Here is a 17632-nt window from a genome sequence, read left to right as displayed (position 1 = left end):
CTGTCATATAAAATGACAGCCCTTTTCTATTTTATAATTGACTTCTATTAAATTTCAGCAAGCACGGTACGTCCTCCTTTAGTCTTTTCTCCTATGTTTACTTTTACCTTAGCATCTAGCGGTAAAAATACATCTACTCTAGAACCAAATTTAATAAATCCAAATTCTTCTGCCTGTTCAAACTGCTGACCTTCCTTTACATACCACTTTATCCTTCTGGCCAGAGCTCCTGCTATTTGCCTTACCAATACCGGAACACCCTGCCCTGTTTTCACCACCAAGGTAGTGCGTTCATTTTCAGTACTTGACTTAGGATGCCAGGCTACCAGATATTTACCTGCATGATACTTAAAAAATTCCACCACACCTTTTACAGGCATACGATTAACGTGAACATTAACCGGAGACATAAATATTGAAATCTGTAGTCTCCTATCTTTTAAATACTCGGTTTCAGTGGTTTCTTCAATTACAACCACTTTACCATCTGCAGGGGCCAAAACATGCTTCTCATCTAGTGGAGACACAATTTTTGGATTTCTAAAAAACTGAAGAATCAGTAAGAAGAGTACTATACTAGCGGCCAAACTTATATTGAATATAATCGGCCTTGCCGGAAAGGCATAAAGTACCACAACGTTAATAATCACTAAAACTATTAACATCACAGCCAGTAGTACTCTTCCTTCTTTATGTATCGTCACTTTATATAATGTTTAATAAAAGATGTAAATATCGTGATTCTTATTAATAACCACCACGATATTTATATGTTTTAGCTACTTTATCTATAGCTACAACATATGCTGCTATTCTCATAGAAACATTATGTTCTTTCGCCGTTTTGTAAACATTGTCAAAGGCATCTTTCATAATCCTGTCAGATCGTCTATTTACCCTTTCTCCAGTCCATTTATAACCTAATCGGTTTTGTACCCATTCAAAATATGATACCGTTACTCCACCTGCGTTAGCCAAAATATCAGGAGCAACCATAATTCCTTTATCATTAATTACGGTATCAGCTTTAGCCGAAGTGGGGCCATTGGCTCCTTCTACAATTAATTTAGCCTTTATGCTCTCAACATTTTGAGAAGTTATAACGTCTTCAGTAGCAGCTGGCACCAGCACATCTACCTCAAGGCCTAGTATTTCATCACCATCAATCTTCTCTGCTCCCAAATAGCCTTCTAAAGACCCTCTGTTATCATTTCTATAATCAATGGCTTCTTTAATATTGATACCATTACCATTATAGTAAGCACCAGAAAGATCACTAATAGCCACCACTTTCACTCCTCTTTCTTCTAGCAATAAAGCGGCATGAGATCCTACATTTCCAAAACCTTGAACAGCACAAGTCGCTTTATAAGGATTAATTTTTAACTTCTCCATTGCAGCAAGGGCAGAAACCATTACACCTCGTCCGGTAGCTTCAGTTCTTCCTAAAGAACCTCCCAGTACAAGCGGCTTTCCAGTTACAACAGAGTTTACTGTCATACCTTGCGTACGAGAATACTCATCCATCAACCAAGCCATTTCTCTTGGTCCGGTACCCATATCAGGGGCGGGAATATCTCTGTCTGGTCCAAATATTTCTGTCATAGAAAGTGTATATGCTCTCATGAGCCTTTCTATCTCTCCAGAAGACATTTCTCTAGGATTACACTTTACACCTCCCTTTGCTCCACCGTAAGGAATATCCACCACGGCGCATTTCCAGGTCATCCAGGCTGCGAGGGCCTTTACTTCATCAATATTCACTCCGGGATCAAAACGGATCCCACCTTTTGAAGGCCCTAAGATATTAGAGTGTATTACTCTGAAACCTTCAAAAACTCTTATAGACCCATCATCCATAGTAATAGGTAATGAAACTATAACCTGCTTAGCCGGAGACTTCAGCACGTTATATACCTCATCATCTAATCCTAGAATTTGAGAGGCAATATGAAATCTAGACATCATCGCCTCAAAAGGATTTTTCTCGTCCTTTATTGGAGCTGGTTCAATATAACCCATATCAGTGGTTTTTAAATTACTAAATCGATTGCAAATTTAGTTAAATTCACAATTTCCTATATTACAATTAAAAAATTTTTAAAAATGCCGTTATAAATGGAGCTGATAATAAAAGTCCATCAAAACGATCCAAAAATCCGCCATGTCCGGGAATTAACCTACCAGAATCCTTAATTTCTATACTTCTTTTAAAAAGTGATTCTACAAGATCGCCATAAGTCCCTCCTATAACAATGATAAGGCCTATTCCCATCCACCTCCATAAATCCATAATACCTGTAGTGTAATATAATGCATAAGCCATAGTCATAGCCAGTAGCAAACCTCCCACACTGCCTTCCCAAGATTTTTTTGGTGATACTCGCTCAAATAATTTTCTTCGCCCATATCTCACCCCTGTAAAGTAAGCCCCTGTGTCATTAGACCACAATATCAATAATGAACCAAGTATAAGTTGAAAAGTATATTTTCCTGGTGTAAAAGCAATTACATTCAGTAATGAAAACGGAATGGCGACATACAGTATGCCTAAAAAAGTAAAGGCTATACCTCTAAAAGGTTTCACCTCCTTACTTCTGTATAGATAAATTAAATAAACGCAAGCCATAATAGGGAATAGCACAAAATAGTACTTGCTATCAATTTGGCCACTTTCAATGAAAAACGATAACAAGTAGAGACAGCCGCCACAGATAGTGCCGAAGGTCTTAAGTGGCAACATACCATCAAGCCCCACCAGCTTATAAAATTCCAGCTGAGTAACTATAGTTATTGAGAAAAAGATTATAAAGTAGCTCCACTGACTGAAGCAGATTCCACTGATAATCACTAAAGCGCCGCCCATTCCAGCGATCACTCTTTGAGTAAAATTACTATACTTATTTAAAATCGATGCCATTGTTTAACAGTTGTAGCCCACTATCACATTATCATAAGCCACATATATTTCAGAAGAACAAACGAAAGGACTAAACTTCTTATTAATAAAAAACTCGGAGAAGGGTTTTACTGTGCGATAGACCAAATACACCCCTAACCTATTTATAATTAACTCACCTGTCTTCTAAAAAAATAATTCCTAAAATAAACTAATAGTCCTGTGGTAATAATAGCGAATATTAACACAGTAGGCAAAGGGACGGTATCAGTATTTTCAATATCGTATGCAATTAACTCTTTCTTAGCCAGCAAAACCATTATCAGGGTAAATCCATTATTCACCAAATGAGCCAATATTGGAACAATGAGGTTTCCTGACCAATAATATAAATATCCGAACAAGGCCCCTAACAACAGCCTGGGAACAAAGCCAAAAAATTGCATATGGATAGTACTAAATAAAATAGCCGACAACCAAATAGCCACGTGTATGTTTTTAGTATAATTATGTGTAAGCGACTGTAAAAATCCTCTGAATACTAATTCTTCACCAATAGGGGCAATTACCGCTATTACGATAAAGGCCAAAATAATTTCTGTGTAACCATCGAATTGCGTAAGGAATTTAGTCATTTCTGCCATTTGATCTTCTTTGGCTCTTGCCCACTGTTCAAAGCCTTTTAGAAATTCAGGAAACACCAGGTTAGCATTCCATTCTATAAAAAGAGCATTAACCATCATAAAAGATAGAACGATCAAAACAGTGAGAACAACTGGTTGTATACCTACTGGCTTATTAAAGAAAATGCTGATCGGCCTTTTTAATATAAACTTAAGGTATAACAAGGGAAGACAAACCATACCGAACAAGGTTCCAAATGCCTGACTAACATACAGTATAAGTTTAACATCAGGGTATGCTTGAGGATTAGATAATGCTGTAGTTAACTCCGTTATTGATCCCTGAAAAAAAGGGACACAGAGCATCATCCCGATAACTGAACCTAATAGAGAGCCCAATAAGGCAAGAACAAAAATAAAAATTGCAGACCCCAGGGAACTTACTCCTGTTGAGAGATGTATATTATTGTCGAATTTATTCATAATTTGACGTAAATTTACAGTTTATTTTACAAAGACGAATGCTAAGTTAACCCCAGAGTTGATGGTGAAAATTGGAAATATAGAGATTGGAGAATTTCCCTTGTTATTAGCCCCAATGGAAGACGTGAGTGATCCTCCATTCAGAGCCGTATGCAAGGAAAATGGTGCAGACCTGATGTATACAGAGTTTATATCATCAGAGGGATTAATACGCAATGCTGCAAAAAGCCTTGAAAAATTAGACATCTATGATTATGAACGCCCAATAGGCATTCAGATTTTCGGTGATAAAATAGAATCCATGCGAGAAGCCGCTTCCATTGCAGAAGAAGCCAAGCCCGAAATGATAGATATCAACTATGGCTGCCCTGTAAAAAAAGTAGCTTGCAAAGGAGCAGGAGCCGGAATATTGCTTGATATACCCAAGATGCAAAAGATGACAGCCGAGATAGTGAAACAGGTTAACCTTCCTGTAACGGTTAAAACTCGGCTGGGGTGGGATGATAGTACCATTAAAATAGTAGAAGTAGCTCAAAGACTACAGGATGTAGGCATTGCGGCTCTTACCATCCATGGCAGAACCCGCAAACAAATGTATAAAGGTGAAGCAGACTGGACTAAAATTGCCGAAGTTAAAAATCACCCTGATATTCATATCCCTATTTTTGGAAATGGAGATATTGACTCACCAGAAAAGGCCGTAGAATACAAAAACAGGTATGGTGTAGATGGCATTATGATTGGAAGAGCAGCCATAGGTTATCCATGGATTTTTAATGAGATAAAGCATTTTATGAAAACCGGGCAGCATTTAACAGCCCCAACCATACAAGACAGGGTGAACGCCACTAAAAAGCACCTGAATTTTTCAGTAGAATGGAAAGGTGATAAAAAAGGCATCTTTGAAATGAGAAGACATTACACCAACTACTTCAGAGGCATTCCTCACTTTAAACCTTACAGAACCCGATTGGTTGAATCAATATCACATGAAGAAATATTAGACATACTTTCAGAAATTGAAAATAACTTTACAGAAGTGTTTGCCTCTTAACCTGGCAAACACTTTAAATAGCTATTTGATCTTTCGATTCTACATGGATTAGTATTCCAATTCCATACACATGCCCCTCATCATTAACTATAGGCTCACAGCGGTTCACTAGTACTCCATCTCCCATTTCATACTTAGCCTGAAAAGATTCTCCCGCTAATGCTCTATCATACTGAGCTCTCACTTCCTTTTTCTGAGTTTCTTCAAGGCCGCTTAATAAACTCGTTCCTACTTTCACTTCTGATCCAAATATTTCTGGCGCACCTTTTTTGAAGCGGTCATTAGACACAATAAGGTTATAATCACTATCAATAGCCAGCAGCATGTCATTAGAGGTGTTCAAAAGAGAACTCATGACTTGACTTATTCTGTGATTCTCCAGCTCCACCCTCTTCCTATCCGATATATCTCTGGAGAATATTGATGCTCCTATAATTTCATTCTTATCATTCCTCACAGGGTTAATAGAATACTCTCTCCATGTATCTTCTCCACGCACGGAGCTCTTAAGCACAAATTTCAACATCTCTCCAGCAAAAGCACGATCATAATACTCTTTCCACTCATCTCTCACACTTCCCAACATCTCAAGCGCATTAGAACCTTCACCCAACCCTTCATACTGAGTACCTACATAGCGAGACTTTTGCATAGCATTCATAATTACCACATTATAATCCAGATCTATGGTAATAATGCTATCCGTAGTATTATTAATTAAAGCATTAAAATTAATCTCTTTAGCCGCCAGCTCCCTCTGCGTTCGAGCCATCTCTTCCTGAGTAGCCTGCATTTCTTCCATATTCTGGCGCATTTCCTCTTCCTGTGCCTGCATTTGTTCTGTCATCTCTCTCGCTTGCAGCAGCAAATCTTTGGTAGCCTGATTTGTTTTAGCACTAATAATGCTAGATGCAATACTCTCTGCCACCTTCTCCAAAAATTCAATGTCAAAATCCTCAAAAGGTCTAAAAGAAGCCATTTCCAATACCCCCACTAAATCACCATTAGATTGTAGTGGCACCAAAAGCAAGCTATTAGGAGTAGCCTTACCCAAGCCAGAAGTTATATTTACGTAATCTGCAGGCACCTCTTTTAAATATATAAATTTCTTCTCAAGAGCCGCTTGCCCTACTAACCCCTGCCCAATCTCCACTCTCTTTTGCAGGTATTTCTTTCTTTCATAAGCTCTGCATGCTATAAGCTCCAGATGTTTATCTTCTTCATTATCTCCTGCTTCTAAAATAAAAATGCCTCCCTGGTTAACCTTCATGTATTTCACAAGTTCGGCTATAACCTGATCACAAAGCTCTGCAAGATTATCAGAATTCGCTCTAAGAATATCTCCAATAGAAGCAAGACCAACATTTACAAACCTTTCTTTCGATTCTCGCTCTGCAGCCTCTAATAAACTTTCACGCATTTCCATAAGCGCTCCTCCTAATTTGTCAGGTCGATCGGCCTGGTATTGAGCATTCAGTTCACCCTTACTAATGTTATCGGCAAAGTTAATATTGGTATCCATGAGCTCCAGCTGTTCCTGCATCTGTAAATTAGTGAGGCCATACTCCTGCGTTTGCTTCTTCTTTAAACGAGCCCATAAGCCGCATACACCTCCATACATAAGCATAATCCCAATATGCAGCAAAGCATTTTTATAAGTTAGCTCAGGAGCATTTGCAAAAAACTCATCATACTCCCACCCATAAATATCAAAGAAGAAAACAATTACAAAAGTGGCTAAAGCGTAGAGCACTACTGGAAGCAGCACTATCCAGTCTTCATAAAATAAAAGTACGGTAACGGAAAGAAAATAGAAAAAGTACATCTCATATGTACCGTGCAACTGCAGGATAAATTGCAAGGGAAAGTGCCAGAATAAAAAGCTAACCGTAAGCCTAAAAAGTAGAGACCCAGGGGCAAGAGTTTTTACTAAGTAGAATATACCTAAGGAAACCAGGCCCATAACCACCCCCAATTCCCATGTGAAATATACTAAGGACAAAACCAGTCCAAAGACAAAATAACCTAGCACAAAGTACTTAACTATATTATCAGCTTCATTATGAACTTTTTCATGAAACTTTTTAAGCTGACCACCAAAAAATTGCTCGTTATCTAGCATATATTTATTAGACCAAATTTTCTAAAAGTAGAGTATTCACACAAAACCCGATCTAATATATGCGATAATGAGGTTAATTACAATGATTAGAAATTTAATGAAGGCAATCTAATAATTAAAAACGCAAAAAAGGGGTAACCTTTATGGAAACCCCTAAATCATTTTCTTTCTTAGATAATTACAGCTTTTCTTTGATTCTAGCTGCCTTACCTTGTCTTCCTCTCAAGTAGTAAAGTCTTGCTCTTCTAACTTTACCTTTTCTAATTACTTCAACTTTTTCTACACTTGGAGAAAGAAGTGGGAATATTCTTTCAATACCAATTCCATTAGAAACTTTTCTTACAGTAAAAGTCTCCCCATTAGAATTAGGGTGTCTTCTTTGAATTACTGTACCTTGAAACTGCTGGATTCTTTCCTTGTTACCCTCAGTAATTTTTACGTGAACATTTACTGTATCACCGGCCTTGAAAGAAGGAAATGAATTTCTTCTCTCGCTGTTTTCAGCCTCGATTGATTTGATAATATCATTCATGATCTATATCTCTAAAAAAGTCTCAATTCTAAAACGGAGTGCAAATATAAAATAATTTTTAGAATATACTACCATATAAGTATAAATTAAATACTCACACCGTCTTAAGAATTATTGTTTATAAAATTTTTTGTTAACAAGAGCATTTTCACCTTTATAATGCTCTACTTTAATTTAAAAGGGAGTTTTATAGTTACTGTACTCCCCATATTTACCTTACTCTCAATAATAATTTTCCCTTTCAACTTGGTAATTATCTGCTGAGAAATATATAGCCCTAAACCTGGTCCTTTAGATAAAATAGCCCCTCTAAAAAACATTTCAAAGGCGCGTGCTTTTATCTCTTCACTCATCCCTATACCGTTATCTACCACAGAAATGATCAAATGCTCTGTTGATGAAGAAACAAATATCTTCACAAATGATTTTACGCTGCGATTTCGAAAATGAACTGCATTAGAAATCACCTGAAAGAAAACCAATTTCAACCTCTCCTTATCACTTATCAAAGCTTTATGAGGATTAGGTTTGGGCAAAGCAATATCCACCTCGCTCACACCATCAATAAATCTCAAGCTATGAAAGGCATCTTCAACTAACTCATGAATATTCACTGACTCCCAATGAATATTATCAAGTAAATTCCAAGAGTACCTGGTAAGCAGAAACAACACTTTTTCCATTTCCAAAAAAGCATGATTTGCAAGTTCTGCATAAGAATCAACTTCTTCTGAATCAGAAACATGAGTTATAAGGTTCATAAGCCCCCTAAGAGTAGTAATAGGTGACTTAAGATCATGAGAAGTACGATAGATTATTTGATCAAGTTCCTTATTACGGTTTTTCAGCTCAGCTAATACCTGCTCCAACTGTTCATTTTTACTCACTACATTTTCTATTGTAGTAGTAAGCTCTTCATGCTGAGCTTGCAATTCTTCCTCTTTCTCAGAAAGCTCTTTTCTCGCCCTTAACCATTTGTCCTTAAAATCGTCCATAGGGTTAATTATTTCAGGAAATTAAACCAGGTCGCCTCTTCTTTGTTCGTTCTATGGATTGCTCAAACCTCCAGTCTTCTATTTTCTTCTCATTACCGGACAATAAAACATCAGGAACTTTCATTCCCTCAAATTCTGCAGGCCGGGTATATACTGGCGGAGCCACTAGGTCATCTTGATAAGAATCCGTCAGTGCCGATGTCTCGTCAGAAAGCACACCTGGCAGCAGCCTGATTACCGCATCACACACTACAGCCGCAGCCAATTCACCTCCGGAAAGCACGTAATCACCTATACTTATTTCTCTGGTTATAAAATGCTCCCTGATTCTCTCATCAACTCCTTTATAATGACCACAAAGAATAAGCAAATTGCCTTTCAGAGAAAGTTCGTTAGCCACCTTCTGACTAAACTGCTCACCATCAGGACTCATATAGATGATTTCATCATAGTCTGTATCAGCCTGAAGCTTTCGAAAACAGTTAAGAATGGGTTCCATCATCATAACCATACCCGCTCCACCGCCATAAGCATAATCATCAACCTTCAAATGCTTATCAGTAGAATACTGCCTCAGGTCATGCACATGCACACTCACCAAACCTTTATTTTGAGCCCTTTTAAGTATAGAATCTCCAAAAGGACTCTCTAATAAGCTAGGCAAGCAGGTTATTATATCTATTCTCATATTATTCAAGATAAATATCTAAGAGCCCCTCAGGCAAGCTAACCTTTACTTTTTTTTCTTCGTGACTTACAGACAGTATAATTTCATCATTAATAGGCACCAAAATTTCCTTCTGATTAAAGTCCACCGCCAACAGGTCCTGTTGAGGCGATGCATACACATCCTTCACCTCCCCGATGCTACCTTGAGTTTCATCAATTACCTCGTAACCCATTATTTCATGGAAATAAAACTGATTACCACTAAGTTTTGGCAAAACCGCCAAAGGCAGAAACAAGCTATTACCAATTAGCTCATCAGCCAGTTCAGCAGTATCCACATCTTCAAATTTAACTACGGCCTTATTACCTTTTAAGCTCAGGCTATCAATAAAAAAAGGAACCAGTTTTTTGTTGATTTCAACAAACACTGATTCCAATTCCTGATAATATTGTGGATCATCTACATCTAATAAGACATTGACTTCTCCTTTTAAGCCGTGTTTTTTGATGATGTACCCAAGTTGGAAACACTCATCAATATTCATAGCTCTTACTCTTTATCCTCAGACTCTTCTTTCTGTTCTGCCTCAGGAGCTTCTGCTTCTGCTTCAGGAGCTTCTTCCTGAGCAGGAGTATTCTTTTGTTTTAAAGCTTCCGCTCTAGCTTCTTTCACTTTAGTCTCAGCATCTTGTCTTGCCTTAGCTGTAGCAGCTGCATCTTTAGCAATTTGATCTCTTCTAGAAGTGATTTTAGCATCTTTTTCTTGTAACCAAGCATCAAATTTCTTATCAGCTTCTTCTTGGGTTATTGCTCCTTTGTTAACACCTATTTGCAAGTGTTTCTTAAGCATAATTCCTCTGTAAGAAAGCATTGCTCTTACAGTATCGGTAGGCTGAGCACCTTTCATTACCCAATCAAACGCTTTATCCTCATTCAACTCTACAGTTGCAGGATCAGTGTTAGGATTATACCTTCCGATTTTTTCAATGTAACGACCATCACGTGGTGCACGGGCATCAGCTACGACTACATCGTACATTGCCCTCTTCTTGCGGCCTCTACGGGCCAATCTAATTTTTACTGCCATTTTGTTATATTAGTTTTTAAATCTTGCGGAACACGTCCGACATTTAAAAGAGTGCAAAGATAACTGTTTTTTTTATATATACATTTTTTTTATACAAACATTTACCCCTTTTATTCCATTATAAACCGTAAATTCAATAGTAACAAAACACACATAGAGCAGAATGCCTGTAATTAATTGAAAATCAGAGATATTTGCATATGCGTGTTTACGGTTTTTTTATTAAAATCTTGTTCTATACCTTTGTTTCAGTAATAAAGAACACGTTTTACTCATGGATAAATATTCCTACATCTCAAATGCACATGGCCACTATCTGGATGAATTATATGAAGCATATAAGAAAGATCCTGAATCAGTAGATGGCTCCTGGCAAAAATTCTTTGAAGGGTTCGAGTTTTCTCAAACAAAATTTGGTGAAAACGGAGCTTCTGCTAAAGATAGCATTTCTTCTAAGGAAATGTATGTCAGAAACCTTATTCACGCTTACAGATCAAGGGCTCACCTCAAGTCTGATACCAACCCGGTAAGAAAGCGTAGAGACCATAATGTTTCTCTTAATATAGAAGATTTCAACCTTACTAAAGAAGATCTTAAAACGGAATTTGAAGTAGGTGATATATTAGGTATAGGAAAAGCCTCTTTAGAAAAAATCGTTGACACTCTTGAAAAAGTGTACTTGGGCAAAATCGGCTTCGAATACATGCACATCAGAGATTCTGAAATCTTAGAGTGGTTCAAAAAGAAATGCGAGAAAGAAGCCATAGACACTACTCCAAATAGTGATACTAAGCAGAGGATACTTAATAAGTTAAACGAAGCTGTAGTTTTTGAAAACTTTCTGCATACCAAATTTTTAGGCCAAAAGAGGTTCTCACTTGAAGGTGGTGAAAATACAATACCCGCACTAGATACCATTATAAATGTTGGAGCTGAGTTTGATGTAAAAGAGGTGGTAATAGGCATGGCTCACAGAGGGCGCTTAAACGTGCTTGCTAACATCATGGGTAAAACTTATGAAGAGATATTTAGCGAATTTGAAGGCAATATAACTCCAGACCTTACTATGGGTGATGGAGACGTGAAATATCATTTAGGTTATGCCAGTCATTTAAAAGCCGCTTCAGGTAAAGAGGTTTATGTAAAACTTACTCCGAACCCTTCTCACCTTGAAGCTGTGGATCCTGTAGTTCTTGGTTATACACGTGGACAAATAGACGATGAGTACGGCGGCGATTTGAAAAAGGGTATGTCTGTACTCATCCATGGAGATGCTGCTCTTGCAGGACAAGGAATAGTTTATGAGATCACTCAAATGTCTCAACTTCCGGGTTATAGAACAGGAGGAACTATCCATTTTGTAATTAATAATCAAGTAGGTTTTACTACAGATTATGATGATGCTCGCTCTAGTATATACTGTACTGATATTGCGAAAATAATAGACGCTCCAGTTATACACATAAACGGAGATGATCCTGAAGCGGTAGTATTCGCCTCACGCTTGGCAGTAGAGTACAACCAAACATTTGGGAAAGATATATTTATAGATCTTTTATGCTATAGAAGGCATGGCCATAATGAAAGCGATGAGCCTAAGTTCACCCAACCAAAACTATATAGCCTAATAGCTAAGCACCCTAACCCTAGAGAGATTTATGTAAAAACATTAATCGAAAGAGGTGATATAGATGATAATGCTGCTAAAAAGCTTGATAAGGAATTTAGAGACCTACTTCAGGATAGGCTTAATGAAGTAAAGCAAAAGCCCCTCTCTTACAAGCCACAAAAGGTAGAGGAAGAATGGAAACTACTCTCAAAAGCTAAGCCAGCAGACTTTGAGAGTTCTCCAGACACAAGCATTAGCAAAGAAGTAGTAGAAAAAGTAGCTAAAGCGCTCACTTCTATTCCTAAAGGTTTTAAACCATTAAAACAAATTGAAAAATTACTCAAAGACAGAAAAGTTAATTTCTTTGAGAAAAAAGAGCTATCATGGGCAGATGCGGAATTACTTGCTTATGGTTCGTTACTTACTGAAGGCAAGTTAGTACGTATGTCTGGTCAGGACGTAAAAAGAGGCACCTTCTCTCATAGGCACTCTTATATATTTGATGCCAACACTAACGAGCCATATTGCAACCTTGATCATATAGAAGAAGGCCAGCAGAAATTCAGAATCTATAACTCTTTATTATCAGAGTTTGCAGTACTAGGTTTCGAATATGGTTTTGCTATGGCCACACCAAATGCTTTGGTAATATGGGAAGCTCAGTTTGGTGATTTTGCTAACGGTGCGCAAGTAATGATTGACCAGTTCATAGTAAGTGCTGAATCTAAATGGCAGCGCATGAATGGATTAGTAATGTTACTTCCTCATGGCTATGAAGGGCAGGGACCTGAACACTCCAATGCCAGACCTGAAAGGTTCTTACAGCTGGCCGCAGAAGAAAACATGATCATAGCTAATATGACTACACCGGCTAACCTTTTCCATTTACTGAGAAGACAAGTAACCTGGAATTTCAGAAAGCCATGCGTAGTTTTCTCTCCTAAATCATTATTGAGACACCCTAAAGTGGTATCTCCATTAAATGATATTACTGAAGGTAAATTCCAAGAAGTAATTGGAGACGATTATGTTACGGATAAGTCAGTTAGAAAAGTACTCCTATGTACAGGAAAGGTATATTATGATTTATTAGAGGAGCAAGAGAAAAACGAAGTTAAAGACGTGGCCATAGTACGTGTAGAGCAGCTTTATCCTTTCCCTAAAAATCAGATTGACGCAATATTAAAGAAATATGATAATCCTAAATTGGCGTGGGTACAAGAAGAGCCTGCTAATATGGGATATTGGTTCTTCATCCAGAGATTCATGGGTGACTATGGCCTTGAGCTAGTTTCTCGAAAAGCGAGTGCTTCTCCTGCCATTGGTTACGCTAAAGTTCACAAAGATGAACAAGCCAGAATCGTAGAAAAATCATTTGAAAAATAACATTAAAAAATAACCCCATGAGTTTAGAGATAAAAATCCCTGAAGTAGGAGAATCTATTACTGAAGTTACCATTGGCTCCTGGTTAAAAAGCGATGGAGACTATGTGGAGCAAGACGAAATTATTGCTGAAATAGAAACTGACAAGGCTACTCAGGAATTTCCAGCAGAAGCTGCAGGTATATTAAAAATAAAAGTAGAAGAAGGCGAAACTGTAGAGGTGGGATCCGTTATAGCAGAAATTGATACTGATGCTAAAAAAGACGGGGCTTCTTCCTCATCAAATGAAGCTTCTACAGAAAAATCAGCTGATACATCAAATACAGAATCTTCTGAAGGGAAAAAAACAGGTGAAGTAAAGGAGATGAACGTTACTGAACTTGGCGAATCAATCACTGAAGTGACTTTGGCTACATGGCTAAAAGAAGATGGTGATTATGTGGAGATGGATGAAACCATTGCTGAGATTGAATCAGATAAAGCTACTTTTGAATTACCTGCTGAAGCTAATGGTATACTAAAAATAGAAGCTCAAGAAGGAGACACGCTAGAAATAGGTGCGTTAATCTGTAAAATAGAAGTAATGGAAGGCGCTCCGGCATCTGCTAGTGACTCTTCTGAAAAGAAAGCTGAAGCTAAGCCTGATGCTCAAACATCTAGCGGCAACCAAACTTATGCTACGGGCCATACCTCTCCTGCCGCTGCCAAAATATTAGCGGAAAAAGGGATAGATCCTAAAGATGTAAAAGGTACAGGTGTAGATGGCAGAATAACTAAAGAAGATGCCGAGGCCGCACAAAAAACAGCTAAGAAAGAGGCCTCTAAAGAGCAAAAAGCATCTCAAGAAAGTGGACCTTCATACTCTGGTGGTATTTCTCGTGAAGAAAGAAAAGAGAAAATGACCAACTTGAGAAAAACCATTGCAAAAAGGTTGGTTTCTGTTAAAAATGAAACGGCCATGCTCACCACATTTAACGAGGTGGACATGAAACCTGTAATGGATCTAAGGAAAAAATATAAAGATCAGTTTAAAGAAAAGTATGGTGTAGGCTTAGGCTTTATGTCATTCTTCACAAAGGCTTGCTGCCAGGCATTAAAAGAATGGCCTGCAGTAAATGCGGCTATAGATGGTAATGAAATTATTTACCATGATTACTGTGACGTATCTATTGCCGTCTCTACACCTAAAGGACTTGTAGTGCCTGTAGTAAGAAATGCTGAATCTATGGATTTCCAAGGTATTGAAAGTGAAATCATAAGACTGGCTGTAAAAGCTAGAGATGGCAAACTTTCTATCGATGAGATGAGTGGTGGTACTTTCACCATTACTAACGGTGGTGTATTTGGCTCTATGATGTCTACACCAATCATTAATGCTCCGCAATCAGCCATATTGGGAATGCACAACATAGTAGAGAGACCAGTAGCCATTAATGGTCAGGTAGAAATTAGACCTATGATGTATATAGCCTTATCTTATGACCACAGAATAATTGACGGAAGAGAATCTGTAAGCTTTTTAGTAAGAGTAAAAGAGCTTTTAGAAGATCCTGCAAGATTAATGCTGGGAATATAATTCCGCGAATATGTTATCCTTTAAGCATATAAAGTTTACAGTTATAGCCATGATTTGCATTGTCTCAATGCAAATCATGGGCTGTATTAACGATGACTCTGCTTGTGATCCATATTTCAATGAAGAGCCGCAAGTAACGGTTCAATTTAGAAATTCACTCAGCTTCACCGAAGTCTATGGGATCAAGCCAGGATTCAGACAATATATAGAACTCAAGGATAGCACATATCGTCTTCCAATTAACCTCAATACAGAAGCTACTACCTACGTTTTTAGATCAAAAACAGCTCAAGATACACTAGAGTTACTTTATACCATTGACACTAAATATCTTTCAGAAGATTGTGGCTTTGTGTTAGAGTTAAAGGATCTGCAAAACGGTAACTTAACCACATTTGACTCTGTATACGTAAGTTCCTATGAATATCACGTAGAAATAGAATGAGAAAGGCATCTATACTTATACTTTTTCTTGTCATAGCCGGAAATTTACCAGCACAGACGGAAGAATCTCAAGAAAGAGATGCCATTTTTCTAAAATTAGAACTATTAAAACAAGCCTATGCTATTCAAAGAGGATACGTATTAGAACCTGAATTAGCTTGGCAGCATGACCGAGTGAATTTCAACTTCACATATGGACACTCTCAATACAAAAGATCCAGTTTGTACAAGGAGCTAGATTATATTAATAAAGGAAATTACTACCAGTTTGGACTGTTATACCAAATAGTGGCATCTAAGCAATATTTTGCTCAGGGACTTTTTATAGGAATGCAAGTAAGTTATGCTGACTTTACAGAAACAGGCAGTATAATCTTTGATGGACCTTACTTTGGAGATTATACTTCAAATTTGGAACAGAGCAACAAGTTATACTCTTTGGCATACTTGCTAAGCTACAAAAAAATGGTCTCGGAGCATTTCATATTAGATCTTACTGGTAAAATATCGACTGTATTAGACGATTACAATCAGCCGCATTTTCCAGTTTATATAGTACCTGGAAGCGGCGTAACTAACATTTTTGAACGACCCGAAGAAAATAGCTTTATGACCGGCGGACTCTCCGTCAAAATCGGATATAAATTTTAAATTATGGATTATCAAGTAACAGTAATAGGCTCAGGCCCTGGTGGCTACGTGGCGGCCATAAGAGCGGCTCAACTCGGCTTTAAAACTGCCATTATTGAAAAATATAACACTTTAGGAGGTACTTGTCTTAATGTAGGATGTATACCTTCAAAGGCATTATTAGACTCTACTGAGCATTTTCATAATGCTACTAACCATTTCAAAGAACATGGTATAGAAATAAACACACCAAAGGCTAACCTTAAGCAAATGATCAGCAGAAAAGCTGATGTGGTACAGCAAACATGCGATGGTGTAGAGTTTCTAATGAAGAAAAACAAAATCGATGTTCTCCATGGGGTGGGCTCATTTGTGGATAAAAATACCATCAAAATCACTCCTTCAGAAGGAGAGGCTAAACAAATAACTACTGAAAAAATAATAATAGCTACTGGATCAAAACCAGCAGATCTTCCATTTGCAAAAATTGATAAAGACAGGATTATCAGTAGCACCGAGGCTCTAGAGCTAAAAGAAATTCCTAAACACATGATTGTAATGGGTGGAGGAGTAATTGGAATGGAGCTAGGTTCAGTATACGCTCGAATTGGAGCTAAAGTAACTGTAGTAGAGTATTTAGATAGAATTATACCTACTATGGATAGCACTATGAGCAAGGAGCTAACCAGAGCCAGCAAAAAGAACTTAGGAATAGACTTCAAAACCAGCCATAAAGTAACTTCTGTAGAAAATACAGGAAAGGAAGTAATTGTAAAAGCAGAAGATAAAAAAGGCAATGAAGTAGAAATAAAAGGAGATTACTGCTTAGTGGCAATAGGCAGAAAGCCATATACTGAAGGGTTGGGGCTTGAAAATGTTGGAATCAAAACTGATGAGAGAGGCAGAATAGAAACTGATGAACATTTAAAAACTAGTGTTGACAATATCTATGCTATTGGCGATGTAGTAAAAGGAGTTATGCTTGCCCATAAAGCAGAAGAAGAAGGAGTGATGGTAGCAGAGCAATTTGCTGGACAAAAGCCTCATATAAATTATCGTCTTATACCTGGGGTGGTGTATACATGGCCAGAGGTAGCAGGAGTGGGCTATACCGAAGAAGAACTTAAAGAAAAAGGAAGCGAATATAAAGTAGGCTCATTTCCATTCAAAGCCTTAGGTAGAGCACGTGCAAGTATGGATACTGACGGTCAGGTAAAGATATTAGCAGATAAAAAAACGGATGAGATTCTAGGCATACACATTACTGGCCCTAGAGCTGCAGATATGATTGCTGCAGGTGTTACAGCTATGGAATACAGAGCAGCAGCTGAAGACGTATCAAGAATGTCTCATGCTCACCCAACCTATATGGAGGCTGTAAAAGAAGCGTGCCTTGCTGCCACTGATAACAGAGCGCTTCACGTATAAATTATATAGTTACAAAATAAAAAGGCTGTCTTATGAAAAAGGCAGCCTTTACCTTTTATGATCTCAGTTACTGTCATTCTTATTGCTATAAATGTTA

General features: G+C 37.7%; 16 protein-coding genes. 6 read left to right on the top strand and 10 right to left on the bottom strand.

The features are described from left to right. Window positions 1–47: 47 nt before the first annotated feature. From JL102_RS01635 to JL102_RS01620, 4 genes are all read right to left on the bottom strand, one after another. Complete coding sequence (locus JL102_RS01635; RefSeq protein ID WP_202241937.1) at window positions 48–704, bottom strand: phosphatidylserine decarboxylase family protein; 657 nt, start codon at window positions 702–704, stop codon at window positions 48–50. A 43-nt stretch (window positions 705–747) separates the two neighbouring features. Continuing rightward, window positions 748–2022 carry a Glu/Leu/Phe/Val family dehydrogenase gene (locus JL102_RS01630; protein WP_202241936.1) on the bottom strand — a complete coding sequence of 425 codons (1275 nt, stop codon included), beginning with the start codon at window positions 2020–2022 and terminating at the stop codon, window positions 748–750. A 67-nt stretch (window positions 2023–2089) separates the two neighbouring features. After that, the gene (locus JL102_RS01625) at window positions 2090–2920 is read right to left on the bottom strand and encodes a phosphatidate cytidylyltransferase (RefSeq protein WP_202241935.1); all 831 of its coding nucleotides are present in this window, start codon (window positions 2918–2920) and stop codon (window positions 2090–2092) included. A 149-nt stretch (window positions 2921–3069) separates the two neighbouring features. Then, window positions 3070–4005 carry a CPBP family intramembrane glutamic endopeptidase gene (locus JL102_RS01620; RefSeq protein WP_202241934.1) on the bottom strand — a complete coding sequence of 312 codons (936 nt, stop codon included), beginning with the start codon at window positions 4003–4005 and terminating at the stop codon, window positions 3070–3072. Window positions 4006–4066: 61 nt separating this feature from the next. On the opposite strand from JL102_RS01620, the gene dusB reads away from it, so the two are divergent. Continuing rightward, window positions 4067–5059: a tRNA dihydrouridine synthase DusB gene (gene dusB, locus JL102_RS01615; RefSeq protein ID WP_202241933.1), complete on the top strand. Its 993-nt coding sequence runs from the start codon at window positions 4067–4069 to the stop codon at window positions 5057–5059. A gap of 13 nt (window positions 5060–5072) precedes the next feature. Here the strand turns inward: dusB and JL102_RS01610 are convergent, their stop codons facing one another. The 6 genes from JL102_RS01610 to JL102_RS01585 form a co-directional block, all read right to left on the bottom strand. Then, on the bottom strand, window positions 5073–7181 hold the full coding sequence (locus JL102_RS01610) for a GAF domain-containing protein (RefSeq protein WP_202241932.1): 2109 nt from the start codon (window positions 7179–7181) through the stop codon (window positions 5073–5075). Between the two features lie 178 nt (window positions 7182–7359). Next, window positions 7360–7713, bottom strand: a complete 354-nt coding sequence (gene rplS / locus JL102_RS01605) for a 50S ribosomal protein L19 (RefSeq protein ID WP_202241931.1) — start codon at window positions 7711–7713, stop codon at window positions 7360–7362. A gap of 164 nt (window positions 7714–7877) precedes the next feature. Beyond that, entirely contained in the window at window positions 7878–8708 is an 831-nt protein-coding gene (locus tag JL102_RS01600; RefSeq protein WP_202241930.1) for a sensor histidine kinase, read from the bottom strand. A 13-nt stretch (window positions 8709–8721) separates the two neighbouring features. After that, window positions 8722–9396: a tRNA (guanosine(37)-N1)-methyltransferase TrmD gene (trmD, locus tag JL102_RS01595; RefSeq protein ID WP_202241929.1), complete on the bottom strand. Its 675-nt coding sequence runs from the start codon at window positions 9394–9396 to the stop codon at window positions 8722–8724. Between the two features lies 1 nt (window position 9397). Further along, window positions 9398–9922 carry a ribosome maturation factor RimM gene (gene rimM, locus JL102_RS01590; protein ID WP_202241928.1) on the bottom strand — a complete coding sequence of 175 codons (525 nt, stop codon included), beginning with the start codon at window positions 9920–9922 and terminating at the stop codon, window positions 9398–9400. A gap of 5 nt (window positions 9923–9927) precedes the next feature. Beyond that, window positions 9928–10464: a 30S ribosomal protein S16 gene (locus JL102_RS01585; protein WP_202241927.1), complete on the bottom strand. Its 537-nt coding sequence runs from the start codon at window positions 10462–10464 to the stop codon at window positions 9928–9930. A gap of 274 nt (window positions 10465–10738) precedes the next feature. Here JL102_RS01585 and JL102_RS01580 point away from each other — a divergent pair, with 274 nt between their 5' ends. The 5 genes from JL102_RS01580 to lpdA are packed head-to-tail and all read left to right on the top strand — an operon-like array spanning window position 10739 to window position 17535. Then, window positions 10739–13459, top strand: a complete 2721-nt coding sequence (locus tag JL102_RS01580) for a 2-oxoglutarate dehydrogenase E1 component (protein WP_202241926.1) — start codon at window positions 10739–10741, stop codon at window positions 13457–13459. A 17-nt stretch (window positions 13460–13476) separates the two neighbouring features. Further along, entirely contained in the window at window positions 13477–15033 is a 1557-nt protein-coding gene (odhB, locus tag JL102_RS01575) for a 2-oxoglutarate dehydrogenase complex dihydrolipoyllysine-residue succinyltransferase (protein ID WP_202241925.1), read from the top strand. A 49-nt stretch (window positions 15034–15082) separates the two neighbouring features. Next, window positions 15083–15478, top strand: a complete 396-nt coding sequence (locus tag JL102_RS01570; protein WP_202241924.1) for a DUF6452 family protein — start codon at window positions 15083–15085, stop codon at window positions 15476–15478. Continuing rightward, window positions 15475–16128 carry a hypothetical protein gene (locus JL102_RS01565; protein WP_202241923.1) on the top strand — a complete coding sequence of 218 codons (654 nt, stop codon included), beginning with the start codon at window positions 15475–15477 and terminating at the stop codon, window positions 16126–16128. Before JL102_RS01570 ends, JL102_RS01565 begins: the two co-directional genes overlap by 4 nt. Window positions 16129–16131: 3 nt before the next feature. Continuing rightward, window positions 16132–17535 carry a dihydrolipoyl dehydrogenase gene (gene lpdA, locus JL102_RS01560; RefSeq protein ID WP_202241922.1) on the top strand — a complete coding sequence of 468 codons (1404 nt, stop codon included), beginning with the start codon at window positions 16132–16134 and terminating at the stop codon, window positions 17533–17535. Window positions 17536–17632 lie beyond the last annotated feature (97 nt).

The organism is Fulvivirga sediminis (assembly GCF_016757215.1).
Lineage (GTDB): Bacteria > Bacteroidota > Bacteroidia > Cytophagales > Cyclobacteriaceae > Fulvivirga > Fulvivirga sediminis.
Note: the sequence above shows the minus strand (reverse complement) of the source record. Positions and strands in the feature narration are given on the sequence as shown.

What these genes read in the sequence shown, in the direction of transcription:
- rimM (WP_202241928.1), bottom strand. Translation starts at nt 9,922, where the DNA reads ATGAATATTGATGAGTGTTTCCAACTTGGGTACATCATCAAAAAACAC.
- dusB (WP_202241933.1), top strand. Translation starts at nt 4,067, where the DNA reads ATGGTGAAAATTGGAAATATAGAGATTGGAGAATTTCCCTTGTTATTA.
- JL102_RS01610 (WP_202241932.1), bottom strand. Translation starts at nt 7,181, where the DNA reads ATGCTAGATAACGAGCAATTTTTTGGTGGTCAGCTTAAAAAGTTTCAT.
- JL102_RS01580 (WP_202241926.1), top strand. Translation starts at nt 10,739, where the DNA reads ATGGATAAATATTCCTACATCTCAAATGCACATGGCCACTATCTGGAT.
- rplS (WP_202241931.1), bottom strand. Translation starts at nt 7,713, where the DNA reads ATGAATGATATTATCAAATCAATCGAGGCTGAAAACAGCGAGAGAAGA.
- JL102_RS01565 (WP_202241923.1), top strand. Translation starts at nt 15,475, where the DNA reads ATGAGAAAGGCATCTATACTTATACTTTTTCTTGTCATAGCCGGAAAT.
- JL102_RS01585 (WP_202241927.1), bottom strand. Translation starts at nt 10,464, where the DNA reads ATGGCAGTAAAAATTAGATTGGCCCGTAGAGGCCGCAAGAAGAGGGCA.
- odhB (WP_202241925.1), top strand. Translation starts at nt 13,477, where the DNA reads ATGAGTTTAGAGATAAAAATCCCTGAAGTAGGAGAATCTATTACTGAA.
- JL102_RS01600 (WP_202241930.1), bottom strand. Translation starts at nt 8,708, where the DNA reads ATGGACGATTTTAAGGACAAATGGTTAAGGGCGAGAAAAGAGCTTTCT.
- JL102_RS01620 (WP_202241934.1), bottom strand. Translation starts at nt 4,005, where the DNA reads ATGAATAAATTCGACAATAATATACATCTCTCAACAGGAGTAAGTTCC.
- JL102_RS01630 (WP_202241936.1), bottom strand. Translation starts at nt 2,022, where the DNA reads ATGGGTTATATTGAACCAGCTCCAATAAAGGACGAGAAAAATCCTTTT.
- trmD (WP_202241929.1), bottom strand. Translation starts at nt 9,396, where the DNA reads ATGAGAATAGATATAATAACCTGCTTGCCTAGCTTATTAGAGAGTCCT.
- JL102_RS01570 (WP_202241924.1), top strand. Translation starts at nt 15,083, where the DNA reads ATGATTTGCATTGTCTCAATGCAAATCATGGGCTGTATTAACGATGAC.
- JL102_RS01625 (WP_202241935.1), bottom strand. Translation starts at nt 2,920, where the DNA reads ATGGCATCGATTTTAAATAAGTATAGTAATTTTACTCAAAGAGTGATC.
- lpdA (WP_202241922.1), top strand. Translation starts at nt 16,132, where the DNA reads ATGGATTATCAAGTAACAGTAATAGGCTCAGGCCCTGGTGGCTACGTG.